We start from the raw sequence: 25795 nt of genomic DNA, 5'->3' as shown, positions 1-25795 counted from the left end.
ATACCACGTCTGTGGAGGTACGTGTCTTCATGTGACGCGGCTGTGACGACGGCGACAGGTGCCGAGCTGGTGCGGATGGAGCCACCTCGTCACCGTCTCATTCGACGAAGGTGAGCGGACGCGGCGAGGGTACCCTCGAGGCATGACCAGCACCCTTGACCGGCCGCCCTCGCGCCGGGCCTCTCGGCGGAAGAAGCCGCGGCGCGGGGTGCTATCCGTGCTGGGAAGGCTGTTCATCATCCTCGGCATCCTGGTGGGTCTGTACGGCGTCTACGAGCTGTTCATCACGGATGTCATCGCCGAGTCGGACCGGACCGAGGTCGCCACGCAGTGGCGCGCCGAGCAGGCCCCGGTGGATGACGGCATCGGCGCGGAGTACCGGGACGACTTCCCGGTGGTCGAGGGCGATGGCACCCTGGGCATGCTGCACGTGCCCAGCTGGGGGGACGACTTCGAGGTCCCGATCGGCTCCGGCGACGGCGCGGACGTGCTGGACGCCGGCCAGGTGGGCCACTATGACGCCACCCAGCCGATCGGTGCCATGGGCAACGCCGGACTCGCCGGCCACCGGACCACTCACGGCAAGCCCCTGCGCGAGGTCCACCACCTGGAGCAGGGCCACGAGATCGTGGTCGAGTCCGCGGACCACTGGTTCGTCTACAAGGTGGTGGCCAAGGACATCGTCAAGCCGCACCAGTCCGAGGTGCTGGATCCCATCCCGCCGTTCGAGGGCGCCACCCAGGGCCGTTACCTCACCCTGACCACGTGCGATCCCATCTTCGGCATCACCGACCGCTACATCGTCTGGGCCGAGGCCGACTACTGGACCCCGAAGAGCGAAGGCCTGCCGCCGGCCCTGGCCTCCTGAGCGGAAACGGGCCGGGCCTGTGGGGTTTCTGTGGCACGGCTCACCGCCGGAATACGAGGGACGGTCCGGGGCGTTGCACGAGCCACTACTTCGAACAGTCCGTTCACTGCTGGCGGGCCTAGACTGGGCCCAACCCCGCTGACTGAAAGGCCCCTCGCCCGTGAGTGCACAGATTCCCGGTCCCTCGGTAGACCCGGTGGCCACCGCCGCCGATCCCTTCGGATTCGTCGGCCTGACCTATGACGACGTCCTCCTGCTCCCGAACATGACCGATGTCATTCCGGCCGAGGCGGACACCTCCACCCGCCTGACCAAGCGCATCACCCTGACGACCCCCATCGTCTCGGCTGCCATGGACACCGTCACGGAGGCCCCGCTGGCCATCTCCCTGGCCCGGCAGGGCGGGATGGGCATCATCCACCGCAACCTGTCCATCGAGGACCAGGCCGCCCACGTGGACCGCGTCAAGCGCTCCGAATCCGGCATGATCTCCGACCCCCTCACCGTGGGTCCGGAGGCCACCCTGGCCGAGCTGGATGACCTCTGTGCCCGCTACCGCGTCTCCGGCCTGCCCGTGGTGGATGCGGACAACACGCTGCTGGGCATCATCACGAACCGGGACATCCGCTTCATCCCCGACGCCGAGTTCGACCACCGCACCGTGGCCTCCGCCATGACCAGGATGCCTCTCATCACCGCACGGGTCGGCATCTCCCGAGAGGACACCGTCCGCCTGCTCTCCGAGCACCGGATCGAGAAGCTCCCGCTGGTGGACGGCAACAACAAGCTCCAGGGCCTGATCACGGTCAAGGACTTCGACAAGGCCGAGCAGTACCCGGAGGCCACGAAGGACGAGGAAGGGCGACTGCGCGTCGGCGGCGCCGTCGGCTTCTTCGGTGACGGCTACGAGCGGGCCATGGCGCTCGTGGAGGCCGGCGCGGACGTGCTCGTGGTGGACACCGCCAACGGCCACACGCAAGGCGTGCTGGACATGATCGCCCGCCTGAAGAAGGACCCGGCCTCAGCGCACGTGGACGTCATCGGCGGCCAGGCCGCCACCTATGCCGGTGCCAAGGCGATCGTCGACGCCGGCGCGGACGCCGTCAAGGTGGGCGTGGGCCCGGGGTCGATCTGCACCACCCGCGTGGTGGCCGGCGTCGGGGTCCCGCAGATCACCGCCATCTACGAGGCGGCCAAGGCCACCATCCCCGCCGGCGTACCCCTGATCGCCGACGGCGGCCTGCAGCATTCCGGTGACATCGGCAAGGCGCTGGTCGCCGGTGCCGATTCCGTGATGCTCGGCTCGCTGTTGGCCGGCACCGCCGAATCCCCGGGTGATCTGGTGTTCTACAACGGCAAGCAGTTCAAGGCGTACCGCGGCATGGGCTCCCTGGGTGCCATGCAGACCCGCAACGGCCAGCGTTCCTTCTCCAAGGACCGCTACTTCCAGGCCGATGTGCCGAGCGAGGACAAGCTGATCCCCGAGGGCATTGAGGGCCAGGTGCCCTACCGGGGCCCGCTGTCCGCCGTGGTGCACCAGCTCGTCGGCGGTCTGCGCCAGACCATGTTCTACACGGGTGCCTCCACCATCGGAGACCTCAAGCAGAACGGTCGCTTCGTGCGCATCACCCCGGCCGGGCTGAAGGAGTCGCACCCGCACGACATCATGATGACGGTGGAGGCGCCGAACTACCGCACGCGCTGACCCCTCCAGACACACCGTAGACCCCTGCGGGGACCCCGTCAGCTCAGCCCGTCGAGGATCCTCCGGGCCGCCTCGCGGAGCACCAGGGCTGCCTCCCGTTCGCGGGCGGCGGTCAGGGAGGCCGCGCGGAAGGACACGGAGAGCCCGTCCAGGGGGCGCTCGGCCGGCGTCGTGTCCGGCATGGGGACGGCCACGCAGGCGATCTCGGGACTATTCTGGCCGTCTTCACGGGCGTAACCGCGTTCCCGGGTCACCTGCAGGATGCGCCGCAGTTCCACCGGGTCGGTCACGGTGGCGTCGGTGAGCCGGGCCAGTGGGGGGACCAGCCGGGACCCCGGGTCCTCTACTGCGCTGAGGACGGCCTGGCCGATCGCGGTGGCGTGGGCGGGCAGCCGGCGGCCCACGCGCGGCGCGGACCGTTCACGCCCGGGCGCCTCCCACGTGGCGAGGTAGACGATGTCTCCGCCGTCGAGGCGGCCGAAGTTCACCGTGGCACTCAATTCCTTGCCGACCTCGGCCAGTATGGGCCGGACTGCGGTGAGAGTGGCATCCGCGTCCAGATAGGTGGTGCCCGCCAACAGGGCACGGATGCCGATGCTGTACTCGGTGTTCAGCGCGTCGGTCCGGACCCACCCTGCGTCCACGAGCGTGCGGAGCAGGGCGTAGACGCTGCTGCGCGGGGCGCCCATGCGTTCGCAGAGGTCTCGGATGGTCACGGGAGCGTTGCCCCGCTCGGCCAGCAGTTCCAGGACCTCGATGGTCCGGGCGGCGGACTTGACCTCCCGCACCCCGTGGAGGGCGCCGTGGGGTGGGCCGGGCGGACCGGAGGGCGGCAGATGCGCGTGCTGGGATGACGTGTGCTGTGTGGTCAACGTCGCCCTCCTTCCGCTGGTGGGCTCATCCTAGGCTCAGCACCGTGCTCAACGGCGCGGACCCACCCTCACCTTGACGGCGTGAACCGGGCAGCCGGCCTCGAGCAGCACCCGCTGAGAGGTGGAGCCGAGGAAGAGCTTGCCCACGGGGGAGCGGCGGCGCAGCCCGATGACGATCATGGCCGTGTCCTCCTGGTAGGACGCATCGATGAGTGCGTCCCCGAAATCTGCGTCGGTGGGCAGCTCGCTGACGGACAGGCCGACCCCGTGCTCCTGCGCATACCGCACCACCTCGGGATCCGGGGTGGCAGCGGAAGCCGGCGGGCCGGCGTCGTTCCCCGTCTGTTGCGCCGGTGCTGCCTGCTCCGGAAGGAGCACGACGCCGGCCCCGCGCAGCGCCGCTTCATCGATCGCCGCGTAGGTGGCGGCCTGGGACTCGGGGGTGGCGGTGAAGCCGACGACGATGTTCACGAAGAACCTCCGGGGTGACGAGAACGGCTGCGGTTCGGACAGGTGGTGGCGGGCGAGGAGCGTCAGCTGATCGGGGTGACCAGCGTGCCGTCCGCCAGGTACTGGCGCAGGTTGGACAGGACCAGCTCCGCCATGTCCGACCGGGTCTCACGGGTGCCGCTGCCCACGTGGGGCAGGAGCACCACGGTGTCCAGCCCGAACAGGGACTCGGGGACCTGCGGCTCCTGGGCGTAGACGTCCAGTCCGGCACCGGCGATGCTGCCCTCGGTCAGGGCCGTCACGAGGGCACTCTCATCCACCACGGTGCCGCGGGCGATGTTGATGAGGTACCCCTGCGGGCCGAGCGCGGCGAGCTCGGCTGCGCCGACGATCCCCACGCTGTCCGGCCCGCCGGAGGCCGCAATGACGAGAACGTCTACGGCCTCCGCCAGCTCGCGCGCGGAGGCATGGTAGGTGTAGCCGGACTCCGGGCGTTCGTTGCGGTTGTGGTAGTGGATCCGGCAACCGAAGGCTTCCAGCCGCTGCGCGATGGCGGTGCCGATGCGGCCCAGTCCGAGGATGCCCACGGTGCGTCCGCTGGCGCGTGCGGTCAGGGGGAATCCCTCGCCGGCGGCCCACCGGCCGTCGCGGACGAAGCGGTCCGAGGCGGAGACCTGTCGCAGCGTGTCCAGGTAGAGGGCGAGGGCGGTGTCCGCCACGCAGTCGTTGAGCACATCCGGGGTGTTGCTCACGGGGATGCCTCGCTCGGCGGCCTGGGCCACATCGGTGGCGTCGTAGCCGACGCCGAAGTTGATGATGGCCTCCAGGGCGGGGAGGGAGCGCATGAGCTCTGCGTCCACGCCGATGCGGCCGGAGCACACGGCGATCCGGATGCCGTCGGCCTGCTCGGCGAGGAACGCGGCCCGCTCCGCCGGGTCGGTCGGCAGCACCAGGGCGTCGAACTCCTCGTCGAGGGCCCGGGCCACCTGCGGGTTCACGGGACCGACGCGCAGGATGTGCTGGGCGGTGGCGGCGGTGGGAGCCGTGGCGGCAACGCCGGCGGCGGAGGTGTGAGTGGTCATGCCCTGACCCTAGGAACGTGGTCCAGCCCGCGTCCAACACGTAGAACGCATTGATCAATACCCCGAGGGCATGATTGACCCGTCAACCGCGGAATCTCGCGGCTCTCCGGGCGGTGCGGGGGCAGAGCGGGCGGCTTCTCCGGGAACTCGGCGCCGTGGGGCGTCAGATCGACCGGTCAGAGGCCTTGACTCGCCGTGATGGGCATCACAGGCTTGTGCCTAGTCCGCATCGGACGTCTACATCTGTAGACCGCAGATGCCCCGCATTCGCTCGCCGTACACCTCACTCCCGCCATTCGCACCCGTTCCACCGTTTCGAAGGAAGACCATCATGCGTGAACACACCACCGTGACACCCCGCACCGTGAGCACCCGTACCGCCGGCGTCCGGCGAAACCGTCGCCTGCCGCTGGCCGCCCTGGCCGTGGCCATGGGCTCCGGTCTGGTCCTGAGCGGCTGCGGCGTGGCCAACTCGGAGGATGCCGCCGGCGGCTCGGGCGAAGGGGGCACGCCGGAGACCCTCCGCGTGGTCCTCCAGCAGGAGCCCCCCACGCTTGAACCGTGCGAGGCGAACCTGACCAGCACCGGCGTGGTGGACCGTTCCACCATCACCGAGCCGCTCCTGGAGCGGAACCCCACCTCCGGAGAGCTCGAGCCCAAGCTGGCCACCGAATGGTCCTCGGAGGACGAGACCACGTGGACGTTCACCCTCCGCGAGGGCGTGACGTTCCACGACGGCTCCGAGTTCACCGCCGAGGACGCCGCCCACACCATCGAGCGGGCCGTGAACTCGGACCTCGGCTGCAACGTGGAGGGCTACGTCTTCGGTGACGACGACCTCGAGGTCGAGGTCGTGGACGACACCACCCTGGAGGTCACCACCGCGCAGGCAGACCCCATCCTCCCGTTGCGCCTGTCCTTCCTCGAGATCGTCCCGGCGGAGACCTCGGACACGGAGAAGGTGCGCGAGCCGATCGGCACCGGCCCCTATCAGCTGGACGCATGGAACGCCGGCCAGAGCATCGATGTCTCGGCCTATGCGGAGTACTGGGGCGAGGCTCCGGCCTTCCCGACGGCGCAGTACCAGTGGCGCGAGGAGTCCTCCGTCCGGGCCGCCATGATCACCTCCGGTGAGGCCGAGATCGCCACGGGCCTGAGCCCGGAGGACCAGATCGGCGACCTGGGCGTGCCGTACCCGAACAATGAGACGATCGCGCTGCGCATGCATGCCGAATCGGAGCCGTTCAACGACATCCGGATCCGCCAGGCCGTCAACTTCGCGATCGACAAGGAGGGCATCGTCTCCAGCCTCTACGGGGACCGGGACACGGTGGCCGCCCAGCTGGTGCCGGAAGGCGTGGTCGGTCACAACGAGTCCCTGGAGGGCTGGCCGTATGACCCGGACGAGGCCAAGAAGCTGGTCGAGGAGGCCAAGGCGGACGGGGTGGACACCTCCGCCCCGATCAGCCTGATCGTGCGCTCGGCGCAGTTCCCGCGGGTCGAGGAACTGGGCCAGGTCCTGCAGGAGCAGCTCAGCCAGGCCGGCCTGAACGTCAATCTCAAGATGATGGAGACCAGCCAGCACCTGACGTACCAGGTCCGTCCGTTCGTGGAGGACGAGGGAGCCATCCTGCACCTGACCCAGCACGGAAACCAGGCCGGTGACGCCGCCTTCACCGTGGACCAGTACATGCTCTCCGACGGCGCCCAGAGCGCCTTCGGCACCGACGAGTTCGACCAGATGATCACGGAGGCCGGCCAGCAGAGCGGTGAGGACCGGGCCGCGGCCTACGAGGAGGTCTTCAAGTACCAGAACGAGGAAGTCGTGCAGTTCGCCCATCTCGCCCACCAGACGGGCATGCTCGGCATCGCGGAGTCGGTGAGCTACGAGCCGAACTCCTCCTCGGGCGACGAGCTGCGCCTGGCCGAGGTCACCCCGGCCGGCTGACCGGCTGACTGAGACGGACCGGCCGACACCCGCATTGAACGAGGATCCCTGGGAGGACCCATGCTGACGTATCTGCGCAAGCGCATCATCTCCAGCGCGCTGCCCCTCGTGGTCGTGGTGGTGGGCGTCTTCGCCCTGGCCCGCATGACGGGCAACCCCGCGGCGCTTTACCTGCCCCTGAACGCGACCGAGCAGATGCGGGAGGACTTCATCAGCCGCAACGGCCTGGACCAGCCCCTCTGGGTGCAGATGGGAGAGTACTTCGGCGGGGTCCTCCGGCTGGACTTCGGCACCTCCCTGAGGACGGGGGAGGCGGCGGGCGAGATGGCCCTGCGCGCCTTCCCCGCCACCCTCCAGCTGGCGGCCACGACCATGGTCATCGCCATCGTGCTGGCCGTGATCGTCGGCAGCTGGGCGGCCCTGCGGCCCAACGGCGTGGTGGACCGGATCGCGAGCTTCTTCTCCATGGCGGCTGCCTCCATCCCCGACTTCTGGCTGGCCATCGTGGGCATCTGGATCTTCGCCATCACCCTCGGCTGGCTGCCGACCTCCGGCGTCATCGGCGCCGAGGCGTGGGTGCTGCCGATCGCCACCCTGGCCCTGCGGCCCTTCGGGGCCCTGGTCCAGGTGATCCGCGGGGCCATGGTCTCCGCCCTGTCCGAGCCGTACATCAAGCTCGCCCGTTCCAAGGGCGCCTCGCAGACCCGGGTCGTCACCCGGCACGCCCTGCGCAACGCAGCGGCCCCGGGGCTGACGGTCGCTGGCGACCTCACAGTGGGTCTGGTCAACGGGGCCGTGGTGGTGGAGACGATCTTCGGCTGGCCCGGCATCGGCAAGCTGATGATCGACTCGATCCTGCAGCGCGACTTCGCCGTCCTGCAGGCCTGCGTGCTGCTGACGGCCATCGCCATCTTCATCCTCAACATCGTCATCGATCTGCTCTACGCCCTGCTGGATCCCCGCGTACGGCCCGCCGCGGCCGGCCGCCGGCGTCGGAAGGCGAACTCGGACGCCGGAGGTGACGGGGCCGGCGTCGTGCCCTCCGGCACGGATGGCACAGATCAGTCCCCGACGCCGGCCCGCCCGGGTTCCCCGACCGACCTCACCACCGCACGGGCCTAGGAGGCAACCATGTCCACCACCCCAGATTCGCCGGCCACCCCGGCCGAGAAGTCCAACCAGACCGGGAAGCTCGAGAAGGCCGCCTCGTCCAAGCCCTCGGGCCGTCCCAGCATGTTCCGCATGCTGCTTCGGGACCCGTTCGCCACCGCGGGCGCGCTCATCCTGCTGGTTGTGGGCGCAACCGCCGTGTTCGGCCCCATGCTGATGGGCGACCTCGCCACCCGGCAGGACCTGATGTTCGCCAACCAGGCGCCGTTCGACCTGTCCAACGGCTGGGAGTTCATCCTGGGCTCGGACTCCCTGGGCCGCTCGATGCTCGCCCGCCTCGTGGTCGCCACCCGCACCACCCTGCTGGTGGCTCTGCCCGCCGTGCTGATCGCCATGGTCATCGGCTCCCTGTGGGGGGTCTGGGCGGGCTACCACCGCGGGGTCCGCGAGACCGTGTCCATGCGCATCGCGGACATCATCATGTCCTTCCCGTCCCTGCTGCTGGCCGTGGTGGTGCTGTACGTCTTCAGCCCCTCGATCGCCAACATCGTGCTGATCCTGGCGATCACGCGCATCCCCATCTATCTGCGTACCGCCCGCGCCGAGTCCGCCGAGCTGCAGAGCCGGACGTTCGTGGACGCGGCCCGCACCTTCGGCACCCGGCCGAACTCGATCATCCGCCGGCACGTGATCCCGATCGTCACGCCGACCATCCTCACGCTGGCCACCCTCGAATTCTGCTACGTGATGCTGGCGGAGTCCTCCCTGAGCTTCCTGGGCATCGGCATCCAGCCGCCGGACGTCTCCTGGGGCCTGATGGTCGCCCAGGGGCGGCAGTACCTGCAGACCGCCTGGTGGCTGTCCATCCTGCCGGGACTGGCCATCGTCATCACGGCGATCGCCGCGAACATGCTGGCCGCCTGGCTGCGCATCGCCACCGATCCGGCCCAGCGCTGGCGGCTGTCCCTGCCCGGCCGGAAGAGGCTGATCCGCCGCGTGCCCGCCACCGCCGCCGTTGATCCGGCCGCAGTGGCCACCGCGTCCACAGCGTCCACCCAGACCACCCAGGAGAAGCAGTGATCACCATGACCTCCGCACCCGCCCCCACCCGAGACGGCACGCACGGCCCGGAGACCGTCCTCGAGGTGACCGGCCTGGACGTGGACATCCGCACCCCGGCCGGCACCGTCCGGGCCGTCAGCGACGTCGGCTTCACCGCCTTCGCCGGGCGCACCCTGGCCCTGCTGGGCGAGTCCGGCTGCGGAAAGTCGATGACCGCCAAGGCGATCGCCGGCCAGCTGGAGGCCGTGGCCCACGTGGCCGGCGGTACCGTGATGCTGGGCGGGGAGGACCTCAACACCGTCAGTGCCAAGCGGCGGCGCGCGATCGCCGGGGTGGAGCTCGGGATCGTCTTCCAGGACGCCCTGACCGCGCTGAACCCGGTCTACACCGTGGGCACCCAGCTCGGCGAGGCCTTCCGGATCCACCGGGGCCTGAACGCCAAGAAGGCCAAGGTCGAGGCGATCGAGCTGATGCGCCGCGTGGGCATCCCGGAGCCGGAGTCCCGCGTGGACGCCTACCCGCACCAGTTCTCCGGCGGCATGCGCCAGCGCATCCTCATCGCCATGGCGGTGGCCCTGGGGCCGCGGCTGCTGATCGCGGACGAGCCCACCACCGCCCTGGACGTCACGGTGCAGGCCCAGATCATGGAGCTGCTGCGCCGGCTGCGCGCGGAGGAGAACATGGCCGTGGTGCTCATCACCCATGACCTCGCCGTGGTGGCCGAGGAGGCGGACACCGTGTGCGTCATGTACGCGGGCAACGTGGTGGAGCAGGGGCCGGTGGAGCGGGTCTTCGCCACCCCCACCCACCCCTACACCAAAGGCCTGCTGGACTCCGTGCCCACCGGGGCCGAGCGCGGCGGGGACCTGAACTCGATCCCGGGTAACCCACCCGAGCTCAAGGACATCCCGCCGGGCTGCGTCTACCAGGACCGCTGCCCGCTGGCCCGGGAAGTCTGCCGCGCCGAGCGGCCCGCCCTGCGCGAGACCACGCCCGGCCAGTTCGCGGCCTGCCACTTCTCCGAGGAGTTGCTCGCGGACCACCCGCCGGCCGTCACCACCACGGATGCCACGCCCGGCTCACCCACCGACCCTGCCGCACCCACCGAACCGGAGGTCCGAGCATGACCGCCACCCTGACCCACAGCGCCCCGGCCCCGACCTCCGGCACCGCCCTCGAGGTCGAGAACGTCACCAAGACCTTCCAGGTCCAGCGCAGCGCGTCCGGCAATGATCGGCTCAAGGCCCTGGACGGGGTCAGCCTCTCGATCGGCCGCGGCGAGACCGTAGGCCTGGTGGGGGAGTCCGGCTGTGGCAAGTCCACCCTGGCCCGCACCCTGATGCTGCTGGAGACCCCGGACTCCGGGTCCATCACCTTCGAGGGGCGGGACCCGTTCTCGCTGCGCGGTAAGGAGCTGATGGCCTGGCGCCGCCGCGTGCAGATGGTGTTCCAGGACCCCTTCGCCTCCCTCAACGCGCGCATGACGGCCGGGGAGATCATCTCCGAGCCGTGGGCCACCCACCGGAGCCTGTACAAGACTGCCCGGGAGCGGGACGCCCGGCTGCGCGAGTTGCTCCAGCTCGTGGGCCTGCGCCCCTCGGACCTGAAGAAGTCCCCGCAGGAGTTCTCCGGCGGGCAGCGTCAGCGCATCGGCATCGCCCGGGCGCTGGCCCTGAACCCGGACCTGATCATCCTGGACGAGCCTGTCTCCGCCCTGGACCTCTCCGTGCAGGCCCAGGTGCTGAACCTGCTCAACGAGCTGCAGCAGAAGCTCGGGGTCAGCTACCTGTTCATCTCCCACGACCTCTCCGTGGTCCGCCACGTCGCCGACAGGGTGGCCGTGATGTACCTGGGCCGGATCATCGAGACCGGCACCACGGAGGACGTCTTCGAGCGCCCGCTGCACCCCTACACGGCGGCGCTGATGTCCGCCTCGCCGAAGCTGGACCCCGCTGAACGGCCTGCGGAGCGGATCGTGCTGCGCGGCGAGCTGCCCTCCCCACTGGACCCGCCCTCGGGCTGCCGGTTCCGCACCCGCTGCTGGAAGGCCCAGGACATCTGCGCCACCGAGCGGCCCGCCGCGCGGACCGCGGAAGAGGCCGGGCGCACGACGGCGGCCCTGCCGGCTCCCGGGCTCCGCCAGCCCGGGGCGGTGTGGAGCCTGGGATCCGGTCACGGTGCCGGACCCGGCACCGGCACTGCGTGGCCGGACGGCACTCCCGTGCCGGAGCAGGTGGGGATGGCGGACTTCACGCACCTGGCCGAATGCCACTTCCCGATGGAGGAACCGGCGGCACCGGAGCAGCCCGCTACGGTGGGCTAGGTGGACCCGGGCTCCTTCGCACTCATCGCCGCGGTCGTCTTCGTCGGATCGGCGCTGCAGGGCTCTATCGGTTTCGGCGCCGGCATGGTCGCTGCCCCCGTCATCGCCCTCGTGGAACCTGAACTGCTGCCAGCCCTGGTGGTGATGTTCGCCTGCCTGCTGGCGCTGATGGTCACGCTGCGCGAGCGCGCCCACCTGGACCTCGGCGGCGCCGCGTGGGCGCTGGCCGGACGGCTGCCGGGCAGTGTCCTCGGAGCCCTGCTGGTGCTGGTGCTGCCCGTGGCCGCGCTGTCCTGGGTGGTGGTCGCCTCCGTGATCGTGGGCGTGGGCTCGGCCTTCCTGGGGTGGCGCCCCGCCCCCACCCGCACGGCGCTGGTCACCGCTGGAGCCCTGTCCGGGATCATGGGCACCTCCACCTCGATCGGCGGCGCACCCATGGCCATCGTCTGGCAGGGCCAGGAGCCGGCTCGGCTGCGCGGGACCATGAGCGCGTTCTTCCTCGTGGGTTCCGTCACCTCCGTGCTGCTGCTGGCGCTCGTGGGCTCCGTGACGTGGCACGCGGTGGAGGTGGTCCTCTGGCTCATCCCCGCCGTGGCCGCCGGCTTCCTCCTGTCCCGCCGTCTCAACCGGTGGATGAACGCCGAGCGGCTACGCCTGGCCGGCCTGATCCTGGCCCTCGGCGGGGCGGCGCTGCTGGTGATGCGGCTGTTGCTGTAACCCCAGTCTCGCCAGCGTCATCAAGGTGTCCCACGCCCACGCCCTCGGACTTCGGCTGCGGTTCGTGCAAGCGACATCTGGAATTGCTGGTTCTGTCTGTGGAGATCGTCCACTGGGAGGCGCTGTCCAGTTCCGTCAGCGAGACTGGGTAGATGCGCAAGCAATACCACTTCTGGCCGGCAGCCGAGCGGGGATTCGATGCCTGGGACGTCGATCGTCTGATCGTGCTGAGTCGAGGCCTGCCGATCGAACGCGTGGCTGTGGACGCGATCAGCGAGATCGACACCGCGTACTGGTTCGAGGGCAGTGACGAAGTGGCCACGGTTCGCAAGGTCGTCGAGCATGCTCGGCTGATCAGCGAGGTCGACATCTCCTTCCCGATCATCTTGGGCCAGGATGGTCGGCTCATGGACGGCATGCACCGGATCGCGCGCGCCCTGCTGGAAGGTCGGGCCCAGATCGATGCTGTGCGCTTCGTCGTCACGCCCGCGCCTGACTATCGATCCTGCTTCCCCAGCGAACTGCCGTATTGACGCAGCCTGACCCCGAGGTGAGTGCGACTGCGGTCGATGACCTCATCCCAGGCGGCGCCAATCTCGGCGTGGTCACTGTCAGTCTCCTGACCCGCGCTCAGGTATCCGACCGCACCACGCCCGTCCGCGGCGCACCCGCGGCCAACCGCTCCACGTTCGCAGCGAGGTCTGCGGCTCGCCCGGCGAAGGTCGAGTCGGCATGGCCGGAGCAGTGCGGGGTGAGCACCACATGGTCCAAGGCGGCGAAGTCGTGGTCGGCCGGGGGAGTGCGCCCGGGGCTCGGGGCACCCCACCAGACGTCGATCGCGGCGCCGCCGATCGCCGTCGGGCTCCCGGCCTCTGCGGTGAGCGCAGCGTAGAGCGCGGCCTGGTCCACCACGGGCCCGCGGGCCACGTTGACCAGGTAGGCGTCCGGCTTCATCGTGGCCAGCTCATCGGCTCCGATGAGCCCCTCGGTGTCCGGACCGAGCGGAACGGACACCAGCACGACGTCGGCCTCGGCCAGCAGGCGCGGCAGCTCACCCGAGCCGCCGACCCATGTCGGCGCCACCCCCGCCGGCAGCGCGGCCGCCGGGTTGCCCCGCACGGCGATCGTGTCCATGCCCCAGGCGCTCGCCAGCCGGAGTGTCTCCGCGCCGATCCCGCCGAGCCCCACGGCGCCCAGCACCATGGTGTCCAGGGTGCGGAAGGCCGGCACCGCGGGATCCGTGGCCAGCGTGCGCCAGGTCCCGGAGCGCAGCGCGTGGTCCCGGACGAGCAGCTGCCGCTCGAGGGCCATGACGGAGAGCAGCACGTGCTCGGCGATCGAGCGCTCATGGTGGGCGGTGGTCGTGACCTCGGTGCCGGCGGGCAAGGCGTCCACCGCCACCCGGTCCAGCCCGGCGCCGGTGACCTGCACCAGCGCGGCCCGCACGTGCGGGGCCACCGCGTCGGTCAGTCGCGAGCAGATCAGGACATCACAGTCGGCGACGGCGGCCCGCTGGGTCGCCTCGCCGTCCTCGCCGTCGGCGGTGGTCGGGGTGTCGGTGAGGAACGCCCAGTCGTGGCCCGGGGCACCCGAGGTGAGCACCGTGGACCACCGGGCGATGATCGGGTCGGTGACGAGCACGCGAAGCCGGCGGGCCGGCGTCGTGCCCTGGTGTTCCGGAGGGGTCGCCGCGGCTCCGGACGCCGGTGCCACCGTCACCACCGGGCCGGGGAGGGGTCGAAATCGGGCTGGAACTGGCGCATGTAGCCGGTATCGTCCCGCTCCGTCAGCCCGGCGCGCAGGTACTGCTCGTGCAGGCGGGCCAGGGCGTCCTCGTCGAGCTCGACGCCGAGCCCGGGCCCGGTCGGCACCGCCACGGCACCGTCCTTCAGGTCCAGCACGCCGGGGACCACCATGTCGTCCTCCGGCTCCTTCCACGGGGTGTGCGTGTCACAGGCGTAGTCCACATTGGGCGTGGCGGCGGCCAGGTGGACCATGGCGGCGAGGCTGATGCCCAGATGCGAGTTGGAGTGCATGGACAGTCCCCAGCCGAACGTCTCGGCGATCCCGCCGAGCATCTGGGACCGGCGCAATCCGCCCCAGAAGTGGTGGTCGGAAAGCACCACGTCGACCGCCCCGGCGGCGACGGCCGGTGGGATGTCCGCGAAGCCCACCACGCACATGTTGGTGGCCAGGGGCATGCCGGTGCGGCGGCGGACCTCGGCCATGCCCTCGATGCCGGGAGTGGGGTCCTCGAGGTACTCCAGCACCCCGCCGAGGCGCTCGGCCACCCGCACGGAGGTCTCCACGGTCCAGGCGCCGTTCGGGTCGATCCGGAGGGGCAGGTCCGGGAACTCGGCGCGCAGCGCCTCGATCGCCTCGCACTCCGCCTCGGGGGCGAAGACCCCGCCCTTGAGCTTGAGCGCGGAGAAGCCGTAGGTGTCCACGAGCCAGCGGGCCTGGGACACGACGCCGGCCGGGTCCAGGGCCTCGCCGTACCGGTCTGCCTCCGCACCGGGGTGCCCGGCCCACTTGTAGAACAGGTAGCCGCTGAAGTCCACGGAGTCCCGCACGGCCCCGCCGATCAGGGCGCTGACGGGCACCCCGAGGACCTTGCCCTGGATGTCGAGGGAGGCCACGTCGAAGGGGGAGAGGACCCGGTCCGCGGTGGCGGAGCCGGTGACCATGCCGGACATGCCGTGGCCGCCCTGCGTGGTGTCCGCGGCCAGGGCCCGGGCGATCCGGGCGCGTAGCTCGTTGGTGTTGAAGGAGTCCGCGCCGATCACCGCGCGGGCGGCGAGCTCCAGCCGGGCCAGGTGGGCGGCGTCCCCGTAGGTCTCGCCGAGGCCGGTCACCCCGGCGTCGGTGTGTACCTGGACGATGGCGCGCAGGGCGAAGGGCTCGTGTACGCCGACCGTGTTCAGCAGGGGTGGGTCCGCGAAGGCCACCGGGGTGATGGTGGTGCCGGTGATGGCGGGGCCGGTGCCCGTGATGCTGCCGGTATTGGCGAGGCGGCGAGGGGCGGTGTCCTGGGCGGGGTTCGGTGCGTTCACCCCTTCAACCTAGGTCGGTGGATCGATGCTCGTCCAAGCTAATATGTGCACACAATCATTCAAGGAGTGGATTGATGTTCTCGCTCATCCAACTGGAGTCCTTCGTGGCGGTGGCAGAAGAACTGCACTTCGGCGCGGCCGCCACCCGGCTCAACATGACCCAGCCGCCGCTGAGCCGGCAGATCCAGCTTCTGGAGAGGGAACTGGGCGCCCAGCTGTTCGTGCGCAGCAGCCGGAAGGTCGAGCTCACCGCGGCCGGCCAGACCCTGCTGCCCAGCGCCCGGCGGATCCTGGACCTGTGCACCAAGACCGAGCTGGACGTCCGCCGGGTCTCCACGGGTGACGCCGGCTCGATCGTGCTGGGCTACACGGCGATCGCCGGCCAGGCCGCACTGCCGTGGCTGCTGCGGCTGGCCCGGGAGCACATGCCCGGCGTGTCCCTCGTGTTGCGGGAGGCCGTGTCCGCCGACCAGCTGGAGGCGTTGTCCCGCGGTGCCGTGGACCTCGGACTGCTCCGTCCGATCGTGTCCCGCCCCGGCGTGCGCACCGAGCTGATCTTCAAGGACCGGCTCGTGGTGGCTCTGCCGGAGGGGCATGCGCTCGCCACCGGCCAGGGGGTGCGGCTCAAGGACCTCGACGGTCATCCGCTCATGATGTACTCGACCGCTGAGGCGCGGTACTTCTATGACCTCGTGATGCGGCTCTACGAGAGCGCCGGCATGACGCCGACCATCACGCAGCTGGCCAGCCAGGTGCCCGCTCTGCTGGCGTTCGCGGCGGCCGGGCTGGGCATCACGATGGTGCCGGCCTCCGCCATGGACTTCGCCCCTCCAGGAGTGGTGGCCGAGGAGTTGAAGGGGCACGCCGGGCTCGAGGACCTCAACCGTGCCGACCTGCACCTGGCGTGGAATGAGAACGGGGACAATCCCGCCGCCGAGCGGCTGCGTGAACTCATCCTGGGGAGTCTCTCGCCGCAGGGCGTCCTCGGGGAAGGTGCGCCCCCCGTCTCCGGGGACTAACCCGTCCAGTGCCTGCACTAGGCTGGAAAGCGTGAGCAACGAGATCGAAATTGGCCGCGGCAAGCGGGGACGTCGGGCCTACGCCCTGGATGACATCGCGGTGGTGCCCGTGCGCCGGACCCGGGACCCCGAGGACGTGTCCATCAACTGGCAGATCGATGCCTTCAAGTTCGACATGCCGGTGATCGGCGCCCCGATGGACTCGGTCATGAGCCCCGACACCGCCATTGCCCTGGGCCAGCTCGGCGGCATGGGTGTGCTCAACCTCGAGGGCCTGTGGACCCGCTACGAGGATCCGTCCTCCGTGCTCGAGGAGATCGCCTCCTTCGAGCCCAGCAACTATTCGCCGGTGAACACGCGGCGCCTGCAGGAGATCTACTCGCAGCCGATCCAGGCCGAGCTGATCACCGAGCGCCTGGCCCAGATCCGTGAGGCCGGCGTGGTGGTGGCCGGGTCCCTGACCCCGCAGCACACGCAGGAGTACTACGAGACCGTGCTGGCCGCCGGGGTGGACATGTTCGTCATCCGCGGCACCACGGTGTCCGCTGAGCACGTGTCCCAGAACCGTGAGCCGTTGGATCTGAAGAAGTTCATCTACGAACTGGACGTTCCCGTGATCGTCGGCGGTGCGGCCGGCTACACCCCGGCGCTGCACCTGATGCGCACCGGTGCGGCCGGCGTGCTCGTCGGCTTCGGCGGCGGGGCGTCCTCCACCACCCGCCGTGCCCTGGGCATCCGGGTGCCGATGGCCACGGCCATCTCGGACATCGCCGAGGCACGCCGGGACTACATGGACGAGTCCGGCGGACGCTACGTCCACGTGATCGCCGACGGCGGCGTGGGCAACTCGGGGGACATCGTCAAGGCCCTGGCCATGGGCGCCGACGCCGTGATGCTCGGCGCCGCGCTGGCCCGCGCGCAGGAGGCCCCGGGCCGTGGCTGGCACTGGGGCGGGGAAGCCGCCCACGAGGACATGCCACGCGGGGACCGCACCCACGTCGGCACCGTCGGCAGCCTGAACGACGTGCTGTGGGGACCCAGCCACCACACCAATGGCACCTCCAACCTGATGGGCGCCCTCAAGCGGGCCATGGCCACCTCTGGTTACTCGGACATCAAGGAGTTCCAGAAGGTCGAGGTCCTCGTGGCCCCGACCGGGGACCGCTGAGCGGGACCTGACGGAACCGGAGACGCCTGAGCGAGATGACCACCACCGGCGCACTGGGACCCGCACACCGAGCCGGCACGCTCGTGGCGCTGCGGGCCACCACGCCCGAGCGTCCATTGGATGTGCTGGTCGTCGGTGGGGGAGTCGTCGGCGCCGGGAGCGCCCTGGACGCGGCCACGCGGGGACTGTCCACGGCACTGGTCGAGGCCACCGACTTCGCCTGGGGCACCTCCTCCCGCTCCTCCAAGCTCGTCCATGGCGGACTGCGCTACCTGGAGATGCTGGACTTCCCGCTCGTCCACGAGGCGCTCCGGGAACGGGGCCGGCTCGTGGAGGACATCGCGCCGCACCTGGTGCGGCCCGTGCCGTTCCTGTACCCCCTGTCCAAGCCGTGGGAACGGCCCTACGTGGGGGCCGGCGTCGCGCTCTATGACGGCATGGCCGCCGGGCGCACGGGGCACCTGCCCGTGCACAAGCACCTCGGCCGGGCCGCCGTCGCCCGCCTGGCACCAGGACTGAAGCCCGAGGCGTACATCGGGGCGATCCGCTACTACGACGCCCAGGTGGACGACGCCCGCCTGGTGATCGAGCTCGTCCGCACGGCCGCCGTCCACGGCGCCCACTGTGCGTCCCGCCTCGAGGTCACCGCGTACCTCGGGTCTGAGGCCGGCGGCATCCTCGGCGCGGAGGTGCTCGACCGGGAGACCGGCGAGCGGATCACCGTCCATGCCCGCCGCGTCATCAACGCCACCGGAGTCTGGACCGGCTCCATCCCGGTCCGCCATCCGGACGGCCGGGAGGAGCCGGTGGTGCAGGGCATGCCGCGGGTCACCGCCGCCAAGGGCATCCACCTCGTGGTCCCGCGTGACCGGTTCACCTCGACCCCGGGGCTGATCCTGCGCACCGAGAAGTCGGTGCTGTTCGTCATCCCCTGGGACCGGCACTGGATCATCGGCACCACGGACACGCCCTGGCGCGAAGATGTCGATCAACCCGCCGCCACGAGCGAGGACATCGACTACGTGCTAGAGCGCGCCAATGCCGTGTTGTCACAACCGCTGGGCCGGTCGGATGTGATCGGGGTGTTCGCCGGGTTGCGGCCGCTGGTCACTCCGCCGGGTGAGGACGAGCCGCTGGGGGACACCGCTGCGGCCGCGGGCACGGCCAAAGTCTCCCGCGAGCACGTGGTGGCGACCCCGCTGCCGGGGCTGACCGTGGTCACCGGAGGCAAGCTCACCACCTACCGGACCATGGCCGCTGACGCCGTGGACGCCGCCGTCGGATCAGCCGGTGCCAATGAAACCGGGCTGCTGACCGGCCAGGACGTGACCGGCTCGGGGGAGGGTGTACCCGCCTCCTGCACCGCGGATCTGCCGTTGCTCGGCGCCCTGGGCTGGACTCCCGCCTGGAACCGTCGCCTGCTGCTCGGCGTGGACTCGGGCCTGCCGGCCGCCGTGGTCGAATCCCTGCTGCACCGCTACGGTTCCGGCGCCCCGGAGGTCATCGCGCTGGCCGTGGCCACCCCGGAGCTGGCCGAGGAGCTGCCCGGGTTGCCCGGACACCTGGCCGCTGAGGCCGTGCACGCCGTCACACATGAGGGTGCGCGCTCGGTCCAGGATGTCTTGGCCCGTCGGATCCGCGCGGTGTTCGAGGCGGACGACGCCGGCGCTGCCGCCGCCGGAACGGTCGCCCACCTGATGGCACCCCTGCTCAGCTGGGACGCCGAGCGTGCCTCTGCCGAGGCTGAGCGCTACCGGCAGTGGACGCTGGCCCAGCGGGCCACGCTGGAGGCCGGCACGGACGCCGAAGCCCATGCCCTGCTGGTCGAGGCGGCCCGGGGTTCAGTCCGCGATGTGGCCCGTGGTGGCCTGCCCGAGATTGCGAGTTCTACGTCCGGTAGAGAAACCGCGTAGTCTGGTGGGGTGCTGAAGACCGCCCTGAAACCCCAGTGGATCGCCGGACTCGTCCTGGCGCTCGTGGTCTCCGCGGTGTTCGTGCTCCTCGGGAAGTGGCAGATGGACAACTCCGCCTCCGCTCCGCCTCCGCTGACCCAGACAGAGACCCCCGTCGAGCTGACGGAGCACTTCGTCCCGGAGAAGGCGATGTACGGCACCGAGGCGGACCAGGTGGTCACGATGACCGGCTCCTTCGTCCCGGACACGGACGTGTTCATCCACCCGCGTCTGCACGGCGGCCAGGACGGCACCGAGGGCTACTGGGTGGTCAGCGCCTTCCAAGTGGACGGTGCCCCGAACGGTGAGGTGATGCCCGTGGTCCGCGGCTGGACCGCGTCCACCGCCGAGACCGACCCGGCGCCGCAGGGAGACCTGCACATCACCGGGCGACTGCTGCCCGCCGAGGGGCCCAGCCCGGAGGGCATCCAGCACACCGCGGACGGTACGGTGCTGACCAACCTGGCCTCGTCCGAGCTGATCAACCTGTGGGACGTGCGCTCCTATGCCGGCTATGTGGCTGCCTTTGATGTGGTGGCCACCGGTGGCCCAGGCGCCCCGGACAGCGGGCAGGAGGTCGGCGCGAAGGCCGAGGGCGGCGCGTTGGAGCCAGTGCTCGTGGGCCCCCAGCCGCAGGAGACCACCTACAACTGGATGAACATCTTCTACGCCATCGAGTGGGTCGTGTTCGCCGGCTTCGCCATCTTCCTCTGGTGGCGGTTCCTGCGGGATGACTACCTGCGCAGTCAGGACGAGGACGAACTCGACCGCCAGTGGGCCGAGGAGTGGAGAGCCGCAGAACTCGAGCGCCGCCGTACCGAGGCCCTTGAGGCCAAGCGGAAGGCCATCGAAGAGTACGAACAGTATTACGGGGCTTCCACCGCCCCCACGTCAGCCCAGCAAACCCAGCAAACCCAGCAAACGCAGGAGAACCAGTGACCACCCCGGACCAGCAGCCCCCGGTCGACCCGAACACTCTGCCCGACCCCGAGGACATCACCGAGGCGGACCTGCCGGCGCCGCCGCCGCGGCCGGAGAAGAGTGCTCCGCGTCGGTTCGCGGGGACGGATCAGCAGATCAAGTCGGCGCTGATGATGTACAAGATCTGTGCGTGGATCACCGGCATCATGCTGCTGCTGCTCGTGTTCGAGATGATCTTCAAGTACGGCTACGGCACCGAGCTCTACGCCGGCGGCACCCTGGCCGACGGTGCCGCGAACAGCTTGTCCCTCCAGCCGGAGGACTCGGTGACAGGTGGTCTCAACCTCTCCATCGCCGTGCTCATCGCCCATGGCTGGCTCTACGTGGTCTACCTCGTCGCCGCTTTCCGCCTGTGGTCACTGATGCGCTGGAACGGGATGCGCCTGCTGGCCATCGCTGGCGGCGGCGTGGTGCCCTTCCTGTCCTTCATCGTGGAGAAGCGGGTCCACCGCGAGACCATGCAGGAGCTCGCCGATCACCCGGAGGCCCTGCGCCGGTACTGACCTGTCCGGGCCCGTGGGTGCTACGGCACGTCCGGACTCAGTGCGCGTGATCTAGTGCGCGGTCTCCGATGCGGTGAACCTTGATGATGTTGGTGGTCCCCGCCCTCCCCGGAGGTGACCCGGCCGCGATCACGACCAGATCGCCGGGCGTGGCCAGGCCGTTCTCGTGGAGCATCCGGTCAACCAATTCGGTCATGGCGTCGGTGCTGTCCACCGAGGGAACCCGCCGCGGTTGGAGTCCCCACGTGAGAGCCATGGTCTGGACGGTGGTGTCAGAGGGCGAGAACGCGTAGACCGGGGTGGCGGGACGGAGCCGTGCGAGACGACGGGCGGAGTCGCCCGTCTCGGTGAAGGTGCAGATGACCTTTGCGTCCAGCTGGTCGGCGATCTCCACCGCGGCTCTGGTGATCGAGCCGCCCCGGGTCCGGGGCGTGGTGCCGAGCGCGGGGATTCGTTCCAGACCGTGTTCCTCCGTGGATTCGATGATGCTGGCCATCGTCCGGACGGTGTCAACCGGAAATGCGCCCACGCTTGTCTCGCCGGAGAGCATGACCGCGTCGGCGCCGTCGAGGACGGCGTTCGCACAATCTGAGGCCTCAGCTCGCGTGGGTCGGGGGTTCTCGATCATGGACTCCAGCATCTGCGTGGCCACGATCACCGGCTTGGCCCAGCGGCGCGCCAGTTCCACGGCTCGTTTCTGCACGAGGGGGACCTCCTCGAGGGGAAGCTCCACGCCCAGGTCTCCGCGGGCCACCATGATCGCGTCGAAGGCATCGATGATCTCCTCTATCTTCTCCACGGCCTGAGGCTTCTCGATCTTCGCGATGACCGGAACACGCCTGCCCACCTCGTCCATGACCTCGTGGACGCGGCGGATGTCGGTCGCATCGCGCACGAAGGACAGGGCCACCAGGTCGACGCCGCACCTCAGAGCCCACCGAAGGTCGGTCTCATCTTTTTCTGTCAACGCGGGGATGCTCATGGCCACGCCGGGGAGATTGATCCCCTTGTTGTTGGATACGAGGCCCGGCACGGTCACCTCGGTCAGGATCTCGGTAGCGTCGACCCTCAGGGCCCGTACGGCGACCTTGCCGTCGTCGATCAGCAGGATGTCGCCCGGCGTGACGTCGGCGGCTAGGCCGGAGAACGTGGTGGAGCAGATCTCTGCGGTTCCCTCCACGTCTCTCACGGTGATGGTGAAGCGCTGACCCGCCGCGAGATGGTGCGGACCATCGGCGAACCGTCCGAGACGGATCTTGGGGCCCTGGAGGTCTGCCAGAATGCCCACCGGCCGGTCGAGCTCACGTGCGGCCTCACGGACCTGGTGGTAGGTCTGCTCATGGACGGCGTGCTCGCCGTGACTCATGTTCAGCCGGGCGATATCCACTCCCGCCTGAAGGAGGGCGTGGGTGGTGGCGTATCCGGCGGTCGCGGGACCGAACGTGGCAACGATCTTGGCGCGTCTCATGGGGTGTTCCTGTCCGTGGCCGTGGTGAAGACGCGGATGATCTGGCGCCCGAGTTGAGTGAGCAGCTCGGCTGAGAGGGCCGGGTCGGCGGCGCAGTCTCGGGTGGTCATGCTGCTCAGTGCATAGATCCGTTCAATGTGGTGCCCCGGGAGCTCGTCGACCTCCAGGGCGTTGTAGCCGACAACGGCGACGACCGGCACCGATGCGGCTCGGCGGGCCACGACGAGGGGCAGTTTGCCGGAGAGGGTCTGCTGATCGATCTTGCCCTCTCCCGTCACCACCAGATCGCATCCAGCTAGGGCCTGGTCGAAGCCGAGGAGGTCGAGAAAGAACTCCGCGCCGGAGACCATGCGGGCGCCGAGGAGCATCGCGGCGAATCCGAGTCCTCCGGCGCTGCCGGCGCCCGGGGTTGACGCGCAGTCGGTGCCGGGCGCACCCGCTTCGTCCAGACGACGAACAAGATGGGCCAAGCCGTTCTCGAGGAGGACCACGTCGCTGGGAGTGGCGCCCTTCTGGGGCCCGTAAACGGCTGCGGTCCCCTCCGGGCCGAGGAGCGGATTCTGGACATCGTTAGCGGCGACGAGATCCCGTCCGTCCAGTGAGACGAGCCCGTCCAAGTCGATGCGTCCGATGTCCTTCAGGGTGGCGCCGGTGGGTTCGAAGACTCGACCGCCGTCGTCGCGGAACCGGGCGCCCAGCGCGCTGAGCAGGCCGGCGCCTCCGTCGGTGGTGGCGCTTCCGCCGAGTGCCAGGACCACTTGCCGGGTTCCCCGGTCCAACGCCGCCTGGACGGCCTGCCCGAATCCGAGGCTGCTGCTGTTCAACGGCGCAGGCCGTCCATGCGGCAGCATCTGCAGCCCCGACGTGGTAGCCACCTCCACGACGGCGGAGCTGCCATCTAGGGCGAGAGTGGTCACGGCGGGTATCCCCGTCGGGCCGGTCACCGTGACGGTCAGCGGTGTGAATCCGGCCTCCAGCGCTGCGTCCACGCTACCGTCCCCTCCATCCGCGAGCGGCAGGACCTGGCAACTGACCCGGTTCTGGCCCGCGCCGGATCTCAGTCCGGCGCTCAACGCGAGGGCCGCCTCTGAGGCGGTGAGCGAGCCCTTGAACTTGTCCAGGGCGAGAAGGACCTTGGTCTCCATGGTGTGTTCCACGATTCCTGCATCAGGGTTGGGGGGCTCCGGGCTAGGCGATGGGCACCGCTTACCCCGGAGCACCGTGTCAGAGCGACAGGACAGGTGACTTGTCAGGCAGTGGCGAGCGTCATGCTCAGGGACTCGATGATTGCCTCGGTCACCTCGTCGGTGCTGGACTGTCCGCCGAGATCGCGGGGGAGGCGGCCAGCGGCGGTTGCCGCCTCGATCGCCGCCTCGACCTGACGGGCCTCGGCCTGCAGACCGAAATGGTCGAGCATCAGCGCGGCGCTGGCAATCGCGCCCATGGGATTGCAGATTCCCTGTCCAGCGATGTCCGGGGCGGTGCCGTGGACCGGTTCGAACATTGACGGGAAGCGGCGCTCGGGGTTGAGGTTGGCGCTGGCCGCCAGGCCCAGGCTGCCGGCGAGGGCAGACCCGAGGTCGGAGAGGATGTCTGCATTGAGGTTGGAGGCCACGACGACGGAGAGGTCCTCGGGGTTCAAGATGAACTTCGCGCTCATGGCATCGACCAGTACGCTCTCGGTGGCGACGTCGGGGTAGTCCAGGGCCACCCGCTGAAAGACCTCGTCCCACAGAACCATGCCGTACTGCTGGGCGTTGGACTTGGTGACGGAGGAAACCTTCTTCACCGTCCGGGTGCGCGCCAGATCGAACGCGAAGCGCATGATGCGTTCGCAGCCCTTGTCCGTGAACAGCGCCGTCTGCAGGGCGACCTCATTACCCGGGCCGCGGCCGCTGAGGTTGCGCCCGCCGAGGCCGGCGTACTCACCCTCGCTGTTCTCGCGGACCACGATCCAGTCCAGTTCGGTGTGGTCAGCCTTGCGCAGTGGAGACTGGACGCCCGGCAGGAACTTCACGGGACGGATATTGGCCCACTGGTCGAAGTTCTGGGTGATGTTCAGGCGCAGGCCCCACAGGCTGGTGTGGTCGGGGACGTTCTCCCACCCGACGGCACCGAAGTAGATCGCGTCGAAGCCCCTCAGCGTCTCCAAGCCATCGGGGTCCATCATCACTCCGTGCTCGGCGAAGTACTCGCAGCCCCAGGGGAATTCGGTCCACTCGAAGGCGAACGAGCCGTTGGACTGCTGGGCCAGGGCATCCAGCACACGGCGGCCTGCAGCAACCACCTCTTTGCCTACGCCGTCCGCGGGGATCGAGGCGATCTTGAAAACTCGGGTCTCGCTCATGCGTTGTTCTCCTTTGCGACCGTTCTCCGCATCTCGTGTGCGGTTTCGAATTCCATTAGAGCCACCAGGTTCCATTGCGTCCAAGACTGGATTGGCATATGCCGAATAGGAAAAACCTATTCGATGCTGTCAGTGTGCTGGCTGGCGTGGTCCTGTGCCACGGACAGGAAGGCCTGAGCGGCGGGGGTCAGGTTGTTCTCTCGGCTCAGCACGGCGACGTGGAGTATAGAGATCGGCTCGATGTCCATGACCCGAAGGCCGGACTGCCGCGCCAGTGGAGCCCAGGACGAGGGCATCACGGCATGCCCGACGCCGGCCAGCACGAGGGGCAGGACGGAGGTGCGGTGGGCCACCTCCACAGCGATCTCCACGCCAATGCCACTGGCCAGGATGTCGTCCACGAGCGACCGCATCAGGGATCCCCGCTGGGATACGACCACCCGGTGCCCACCGAGGTCTGCTGGCTGGAGGGTGTCCTGGGATCCAAAAGAATCCGCGTGGGGGTTGACGATGAGCATCAGCGGCTGTCGCTCGAGCTGCATCACCTTCAGGTCCGGGACCAGAATGGGCCGGTCCGAGCCGAGAAGGCCGATCTCCGCATGACCGTTCCGGAGCGAGGTGACGACGCTCTCGGACGTGAAGGCCGCCTCCACACTGACGGTCACGGACGGGTGGAGCTGAGTGTAGGTGGCGAGCATGGAGGTCAACGGTTCGATCCCCGGCGAGGGCATGGCTGTCAACTCCAACCTGCCGCTGCGCACACCCTTGAGGGAATCGAGTGCCGCTCGAGCCGCCTCGAGGTCGCGGACCACCAGCCGGGCCGGTCCTACGAGTTCCTTGCCTGCCTCGCTCAGGACCACCCGCCGCCCCACTCGGTGGAACAGTGGTAGTCCGATCTCCTGCTCCAGGGCCTTGATCGTCTGCGAGAGGGATGGCTGGGCGATCAACAGCTGTTCCGCGGCGCGGCTGAAGCCCTGATGGTCGGCTACGGCCAAAAAGTACCGCAAATGCCTCACGTCCATGCTTCACCTTTCACGTGTCCTGCGAGCCCGGATCCGTGGCGGGGCCATGTGGGACGGCGATCGGGAGGCGAGTTCGCATTGGTTTTACCTATACCGACAGTAGGTTACTAGTCTTGGACGTGATCCGAATCACACGGGCAGGGTG

General features: G+C 69.5%; 23 protein-coding genes. 14 read left to right on the top strand and 9 right to left on the bottom strand.

The window, feature by feature from the left end; all coding sequences use genetic code 11:
• Window positions 1-142 precede the first annotated feature (142 nt).
• Together BOSE125_RS09350 and guaB are read left to right on the top strand one after the other, a co-directional pair.
• Window positions 143-868 (top strand): class E sortase, encoded by a 726-nt coding sequence (locus BOSE125_RS09350; protein WP_159551981.1) that lies wholly within the window; start codon window positions 143-145, stop codon window positions 866-868.
• 160 nt (window positions 869-1028) lie between these two features.
• Window positions 1029-2573, top strand: coding sequence for an IMP dehydrogenase (gene guaB / locus BOSE125_RS09345; RefSeq protein WP_305764255.1), 1545 nt, complete (start codon window positions 1029-1031; stop codon window positions 2571-2573).
• Window positions 2574-2611: 38 nt separating this feature from the next.
• On the opposite strand, the gene BOSE125_RS09340 is transcribed toward guaB, so the two are convergent.
• The 3 genes from BOSE125_RS09340 to BOSE125_RS09330 all read right to left on the bottom strand — a co-directional run bounded on the left by BOSE125_RS09340 (window position 2612) and on the right by BOSE125_RS09330 (window position 4977).
• Window positions 2612-3445, bottom strand: a complete 834-nt coding sequence (locus tag BOSE125_RS09340; RefSeq protein ID WP_201301169.1) for an IclR family transcriptional regulator — start codon at window positions 3443-3445, stop codon at window positions 2612-2614.
• A gap of 48 nt (window positions 3446-3493) precedes the next feature.
• Window positions 3494-3916 (bottom strand): universal stress protein, encoded by a 423-nt coding sequence (locus tag BOSE125_RS09335; protein WP_159551979.1) that lies wholly within the window; start codon window positions 3914-3916, stop codon window positions 3494-3496.
• Between the two features lie 62 nt (window positions 3917-3978).
• Window positions 3979-4977: a 2-hydroxyacid dehydrogenase gene (locus BOSE125_RS09330; protein WP_159551977.1), complete on the bottom strand. Its 999-nt coding sequence runs from the start codon at window positions 4975-4977 to the stop codon at window positions 3979-3981.
• Window positions 4978-5308: 331 nt separating this feature from the next.
• Here BOSE125_RS09330 and BOSE125_RS09325 point away from each other — a divergent pair, with 331 nt between their 5' ends.
• The 7 genes from BOSE125_RS09325 to BOSE125_RS09295 all read left to right on the top strand — a co-directional run bounded on the left by BOSE125_RS09325 (window position 5309) and on the right by BOSE125_RS09295 (window position 12670).
• A complete protein-coding gene (locus tag BOSE125_RS09325) occupies window positions 5309-6925 on the top strand; it encodes an ABC transporter substrate-binding protein (protein WP_159551975.1) in 1617 nt (538 codons plus the stop codon).
• Window positions 6926-6985: 60 nt separating this feature from the next.
• Window positions 6986-8047, top strand: a complete 1062-nt coding sequence (locus BOSE125_RS09320) for an ABC transporter permease (protein WP_159551973.1) — start codon at window positions 6986-6988, stop codon at window positions 8045-8047.
• A 9-nt stretch (window positions 8048-8056) separates the two neighbouring features.
• Complete coding sequence (locus BOSE125_RS09315; protein ID WP_159551971.1) at window positions 8057-9115, top strand: ABC transporter permease; 1059 nt, start codon at window positions 8057-8059, stop codon at window positions 9113-9115.
• Window positions 9116-9120: 5 nt separating this feature from the next.
• Window positions 9121-10224, top strand: a complete 1104-nt coding sequence (locus BOSE125_RS09310) for an ABC transporter ATP-binding protein (protein WP_159551969.1) — start codon at window positions 9121-9123, stop codon at window positions 10222-10224.
• Window positions 10221-11420, top strand: coding sequence for an ABC transporter ATP-binding protein (locus BOSE125_RS09305; protein WP_236557905.1), 1200 nt, complete (start codon window positions 10221-10223; stop codon window positions 11418-11420). Before BOSE125_RS09310 ends, BOSE125_RS09305 begins: the two co-directional genes overlap by 4 nt.
• Window positions 11421-12137 carry a sulfite exporter TauE/SafE family protein gene (locus tag BOSE125_RS09300; RefSeq protein WP_159551967.1) on the top strand — a complete coding sequence of 239 codons (717 nt, stop codon included), beginning with the start codon at window positions 11421-11423 and terminating at the stop codon, window positions 12135-12137.
• Window positions 12138-12289: 152 nt separating this feature from the next.
• Complete coding sequence (locus BOSE125_RS09295) at window positions 12290-12670, top strand: hypothetical protein (RefSeq protein ID WP_159551965.1); 381 nt, start codon at window positions 12290-12292, stop codon at window positions 12668-12670.
• Window positions 12671-12767: 97 nt separating this feature from the next.
• On the opposite strand, the gene BOSE125_RS09290 is transcribed toward BOSE125_RS09295, so the two are convergent.
• Complete coding sequence (locus BOSE125_RS09290; protein WP_159551963.1) at window positions 12768-13850, bottom strand: 2-hydroxyacid dehydrogenase; 1083 nt, start codon at window positions 13848-13850, stop codon at window positions 12768-12770.
• Window positions 13851-13852: 2 nt separating this feature from the next.
• Window positions 13853-15130 (bottom strand): enolase C-terminal domain-like protein, encoded by a 1278-nt coding sequence (locus BOSE125_RS09285; RefSeq protein ID WP_159554987.1) that lies wholly within the window; start codon window positions 15128-15130, stop codon window positions 13853-13855.
• A gap of 134 nt (window positions 15131-15264) precedes the next feature.
• Here BOSE125_RS09285 and BOSE125_RS09280 point away from each other — a divergent pair, with 134 nt between their 5' ends.
• Genes BOSE125_RS09280 through BOSE125_RS09260 form a run of 5 tightly spaced genes read left to right on the top strand, consistent with a single transcriptional unit; the run spans window position 15265 to window position 20813 of the window.
• Complete coding sequence (locus BOSE125_RS09280; protein ID WP_159551961.1) at window positions 15265-16209, top strand: LysR family transcriptional regulator; 945 nt, start codon at window positions 15265-15267, stop codon at window positions 16207-16209.
• A gap of 31 nt (window positions 16210-16240) precedes the next feature.
• A complete protein-coding gene (locus BOSE125_RS09275; RefSeq protein ID WP_159551959.1) occupies window positions 16241-17377 on the top strand; it encodes a GuaB3 family IMP dehydrogenase-related protein in 1137 nt (378 codons plus the stop codon).
• A gap of 35 nt (window positions 17378-17412) precedes the next feature.
• Window positions 17413-19290: a glycerol-3-phosphate dehydrogenase/oxidase gene (locus tag BOSE125_RS09270; protein ID WP_159551957.1), complete on the top strand. Its 1878-nt coding sequence runs from the start codon at window positions 17413-17415 to the stop codon at window positions 19288-19290.
• A 9-nt stretch (window positions 19291-19299) separates the two neighbouring features.
• On the top strand, window positions 19300-20268 hold the full coding sequence (locus tag BOSE125_RS09265; protein WP_159551955.1) for an SURF1 family protein: 969 nt from the start codon (window positions 19300-19302) through the stop codon (window positions 20266-20268).
• Complete coding sequence (locus BOSE125_RS09260) at window positions 20265-20813, top strand: DUF3817 domain-containing protein (protein WP_159551953.1); 549 nt, start codon at window positions 20265-20267, stop codon at window positions 20811-20813. Before BOSE125_RS09265 ends, BOSE125_RS09260 begins: the two co-directional genes overlap by 4 nt.
• A 37-nt stretch (window positions 20814-20850) precedes the next feature.
• On the opposite strand, the gene pyk is transcribed toward BOSE125_RS09260, so the two are convergent.
• From pyk to BOSE125_RS09240, 4 genes are all read right to left on the bottom strand, one after another.
• Entirely contained in the window at window positions 20851-22281 is a 1431-nt protein-coding gene (gene pyk, locus BOSE125_RS09255; protein WP_159551951.1) for a pyruvate kinase, read from the bottom strand.
• Entirely contained in the window at window positions 22278-23438 is a 1161-nt protein-coding gene (locus BOSE125_RS09250) for a glycerate kinase (protein WP_236557904.1), read from the bottom strand. Before BOSE125_RS09250 ends, pyk begins: the two co-directional genes overlap by 4 nt.
• Window positions 23439-23530: 92 nt before the next feature.
• The gene (locus tag BOSE125_RS09245) at window positions 23531-24628 is read right to left on the bottom strand and encodes a tartrate dehydrogenase (RefSeq protein WP_159551949.1); all 1098 of its coding nucleotides are present in this window, start codon (window positions 24626-24628) and stop codon (window positions 23531-23533) included.
• Window positions 24629-24744: 116 nt separating this feature from the next.
• Window positions 24745-25650, bottom strand: a complete 906-nt coding sequence (locus BOSE125_RS09240) for a LysR family transcriptional regulator (protein WP_159551947.1) — start codon at window positions 25648-25650, stop codon at window positions 24745-24747.
• Window positions 25651-25795 lie beyond the last annotated feature (145 nt).

Origin of the sequence: Citricoccus sp. K5 (assembly GCF_902506195.1) — a bacterium.
Taxonomy (GTDB): Bacteria; Actinomycetota; Actinomycetes; order Actinomycetales; family Micrococcaceae; genus Citricoccus.
This window is presented reverse-complemented; position numbering and strand designations above follow the sequence as displayed.

Coding starts and splice junctions, on each gene's coding strand:
- BOSE125_RS09350 (WP_159551981.1), top strand. CDS start 143: ATGACCAGCACCCTTGACCGGCCGCCCTCGCGCCGGGCCTCTCGGCGG.
- BOSE125_RS09270 (WP_159551957.1), top strand. CDS start 17,413: ATGACCACCACCGGCGCACTGGGACCCGCACACCGAGCCGGCACGCTC.
- BOSE125_RS09325 (WP_159551975.1), top strand. CDS start 5,309: ATGCGTGAACACACCACCGTGACACCCCGCACCGTGAGCACCCGTACC.
- BOSE125_RS09245 (WP_159551949.1), bottom strand. CDS start 24,628: ATGAGCGAGACCCGAGTTTTCAAGATCGCCTCGATCCCCGCGGACGGC.
- BOSE125_RS09310 (WP_159551969.1), top strand. CDS start 9,121: ATGACCTCCGCACCCGCCCCCACCCGAGACGGCACGCACGGCCCGGAG.
- BOSE125_RS09280 (WP_159551961.1), top strand. CDS start 15,265: ATGTTCTCGCTCATCCAACTGGAGTCCTTCGTGGCGGTGGCAGAAGAA.
- pyk (WP_159551951.1), bottom strand. CDS start 22,281: ATGAGACGCGCCAAGATCGTTGCCACGTTCGGTCCCGCGACCGCCGGA.
- BOSE125_RS09320 (WP_159551973.1), top strand. CDS start 6,986: ATGCTGACGTATCTGCGCAAGCGCATCATCTCCAGCGCGCTGCCCCTC.
- BOSE125_RS09315 (WP_159551971.1), top strand. CDS start 8,057: ATGTCCACCACCCCAGATTCGCCGGCCACCCCGGCCGAGAAGTCCAAC.
- BOSE125_RS09295 (WP_159551965.1), top strand. CDS start 12,290: ATGCGCAAGCAATACCACTTCTGGCCGGCAGCCGAGCGGGGATTCGAT.
- BOSE125_RS09330 (WP_159551977.1), bottom strand. CDS start 4,977: ATGACCACTCACACCTCCGCCGCCGGCGTTGCCGCCACGGCTCCCACC.
- BOSE125_RS09240 (WP_159551947.1), bottom strand. CDS start 25,650: ATGGACGTGAGGCATTTGCGGTACTTTTTGGCCGTAGCCGACCATCAG.
- BOSE125_RS09305 (WP_236557905.1), top strand. CDS start 10,221: ATGACCGCCACCCTGACCCACAGCGCCCCGGCCCCGACCTCCGGCACC.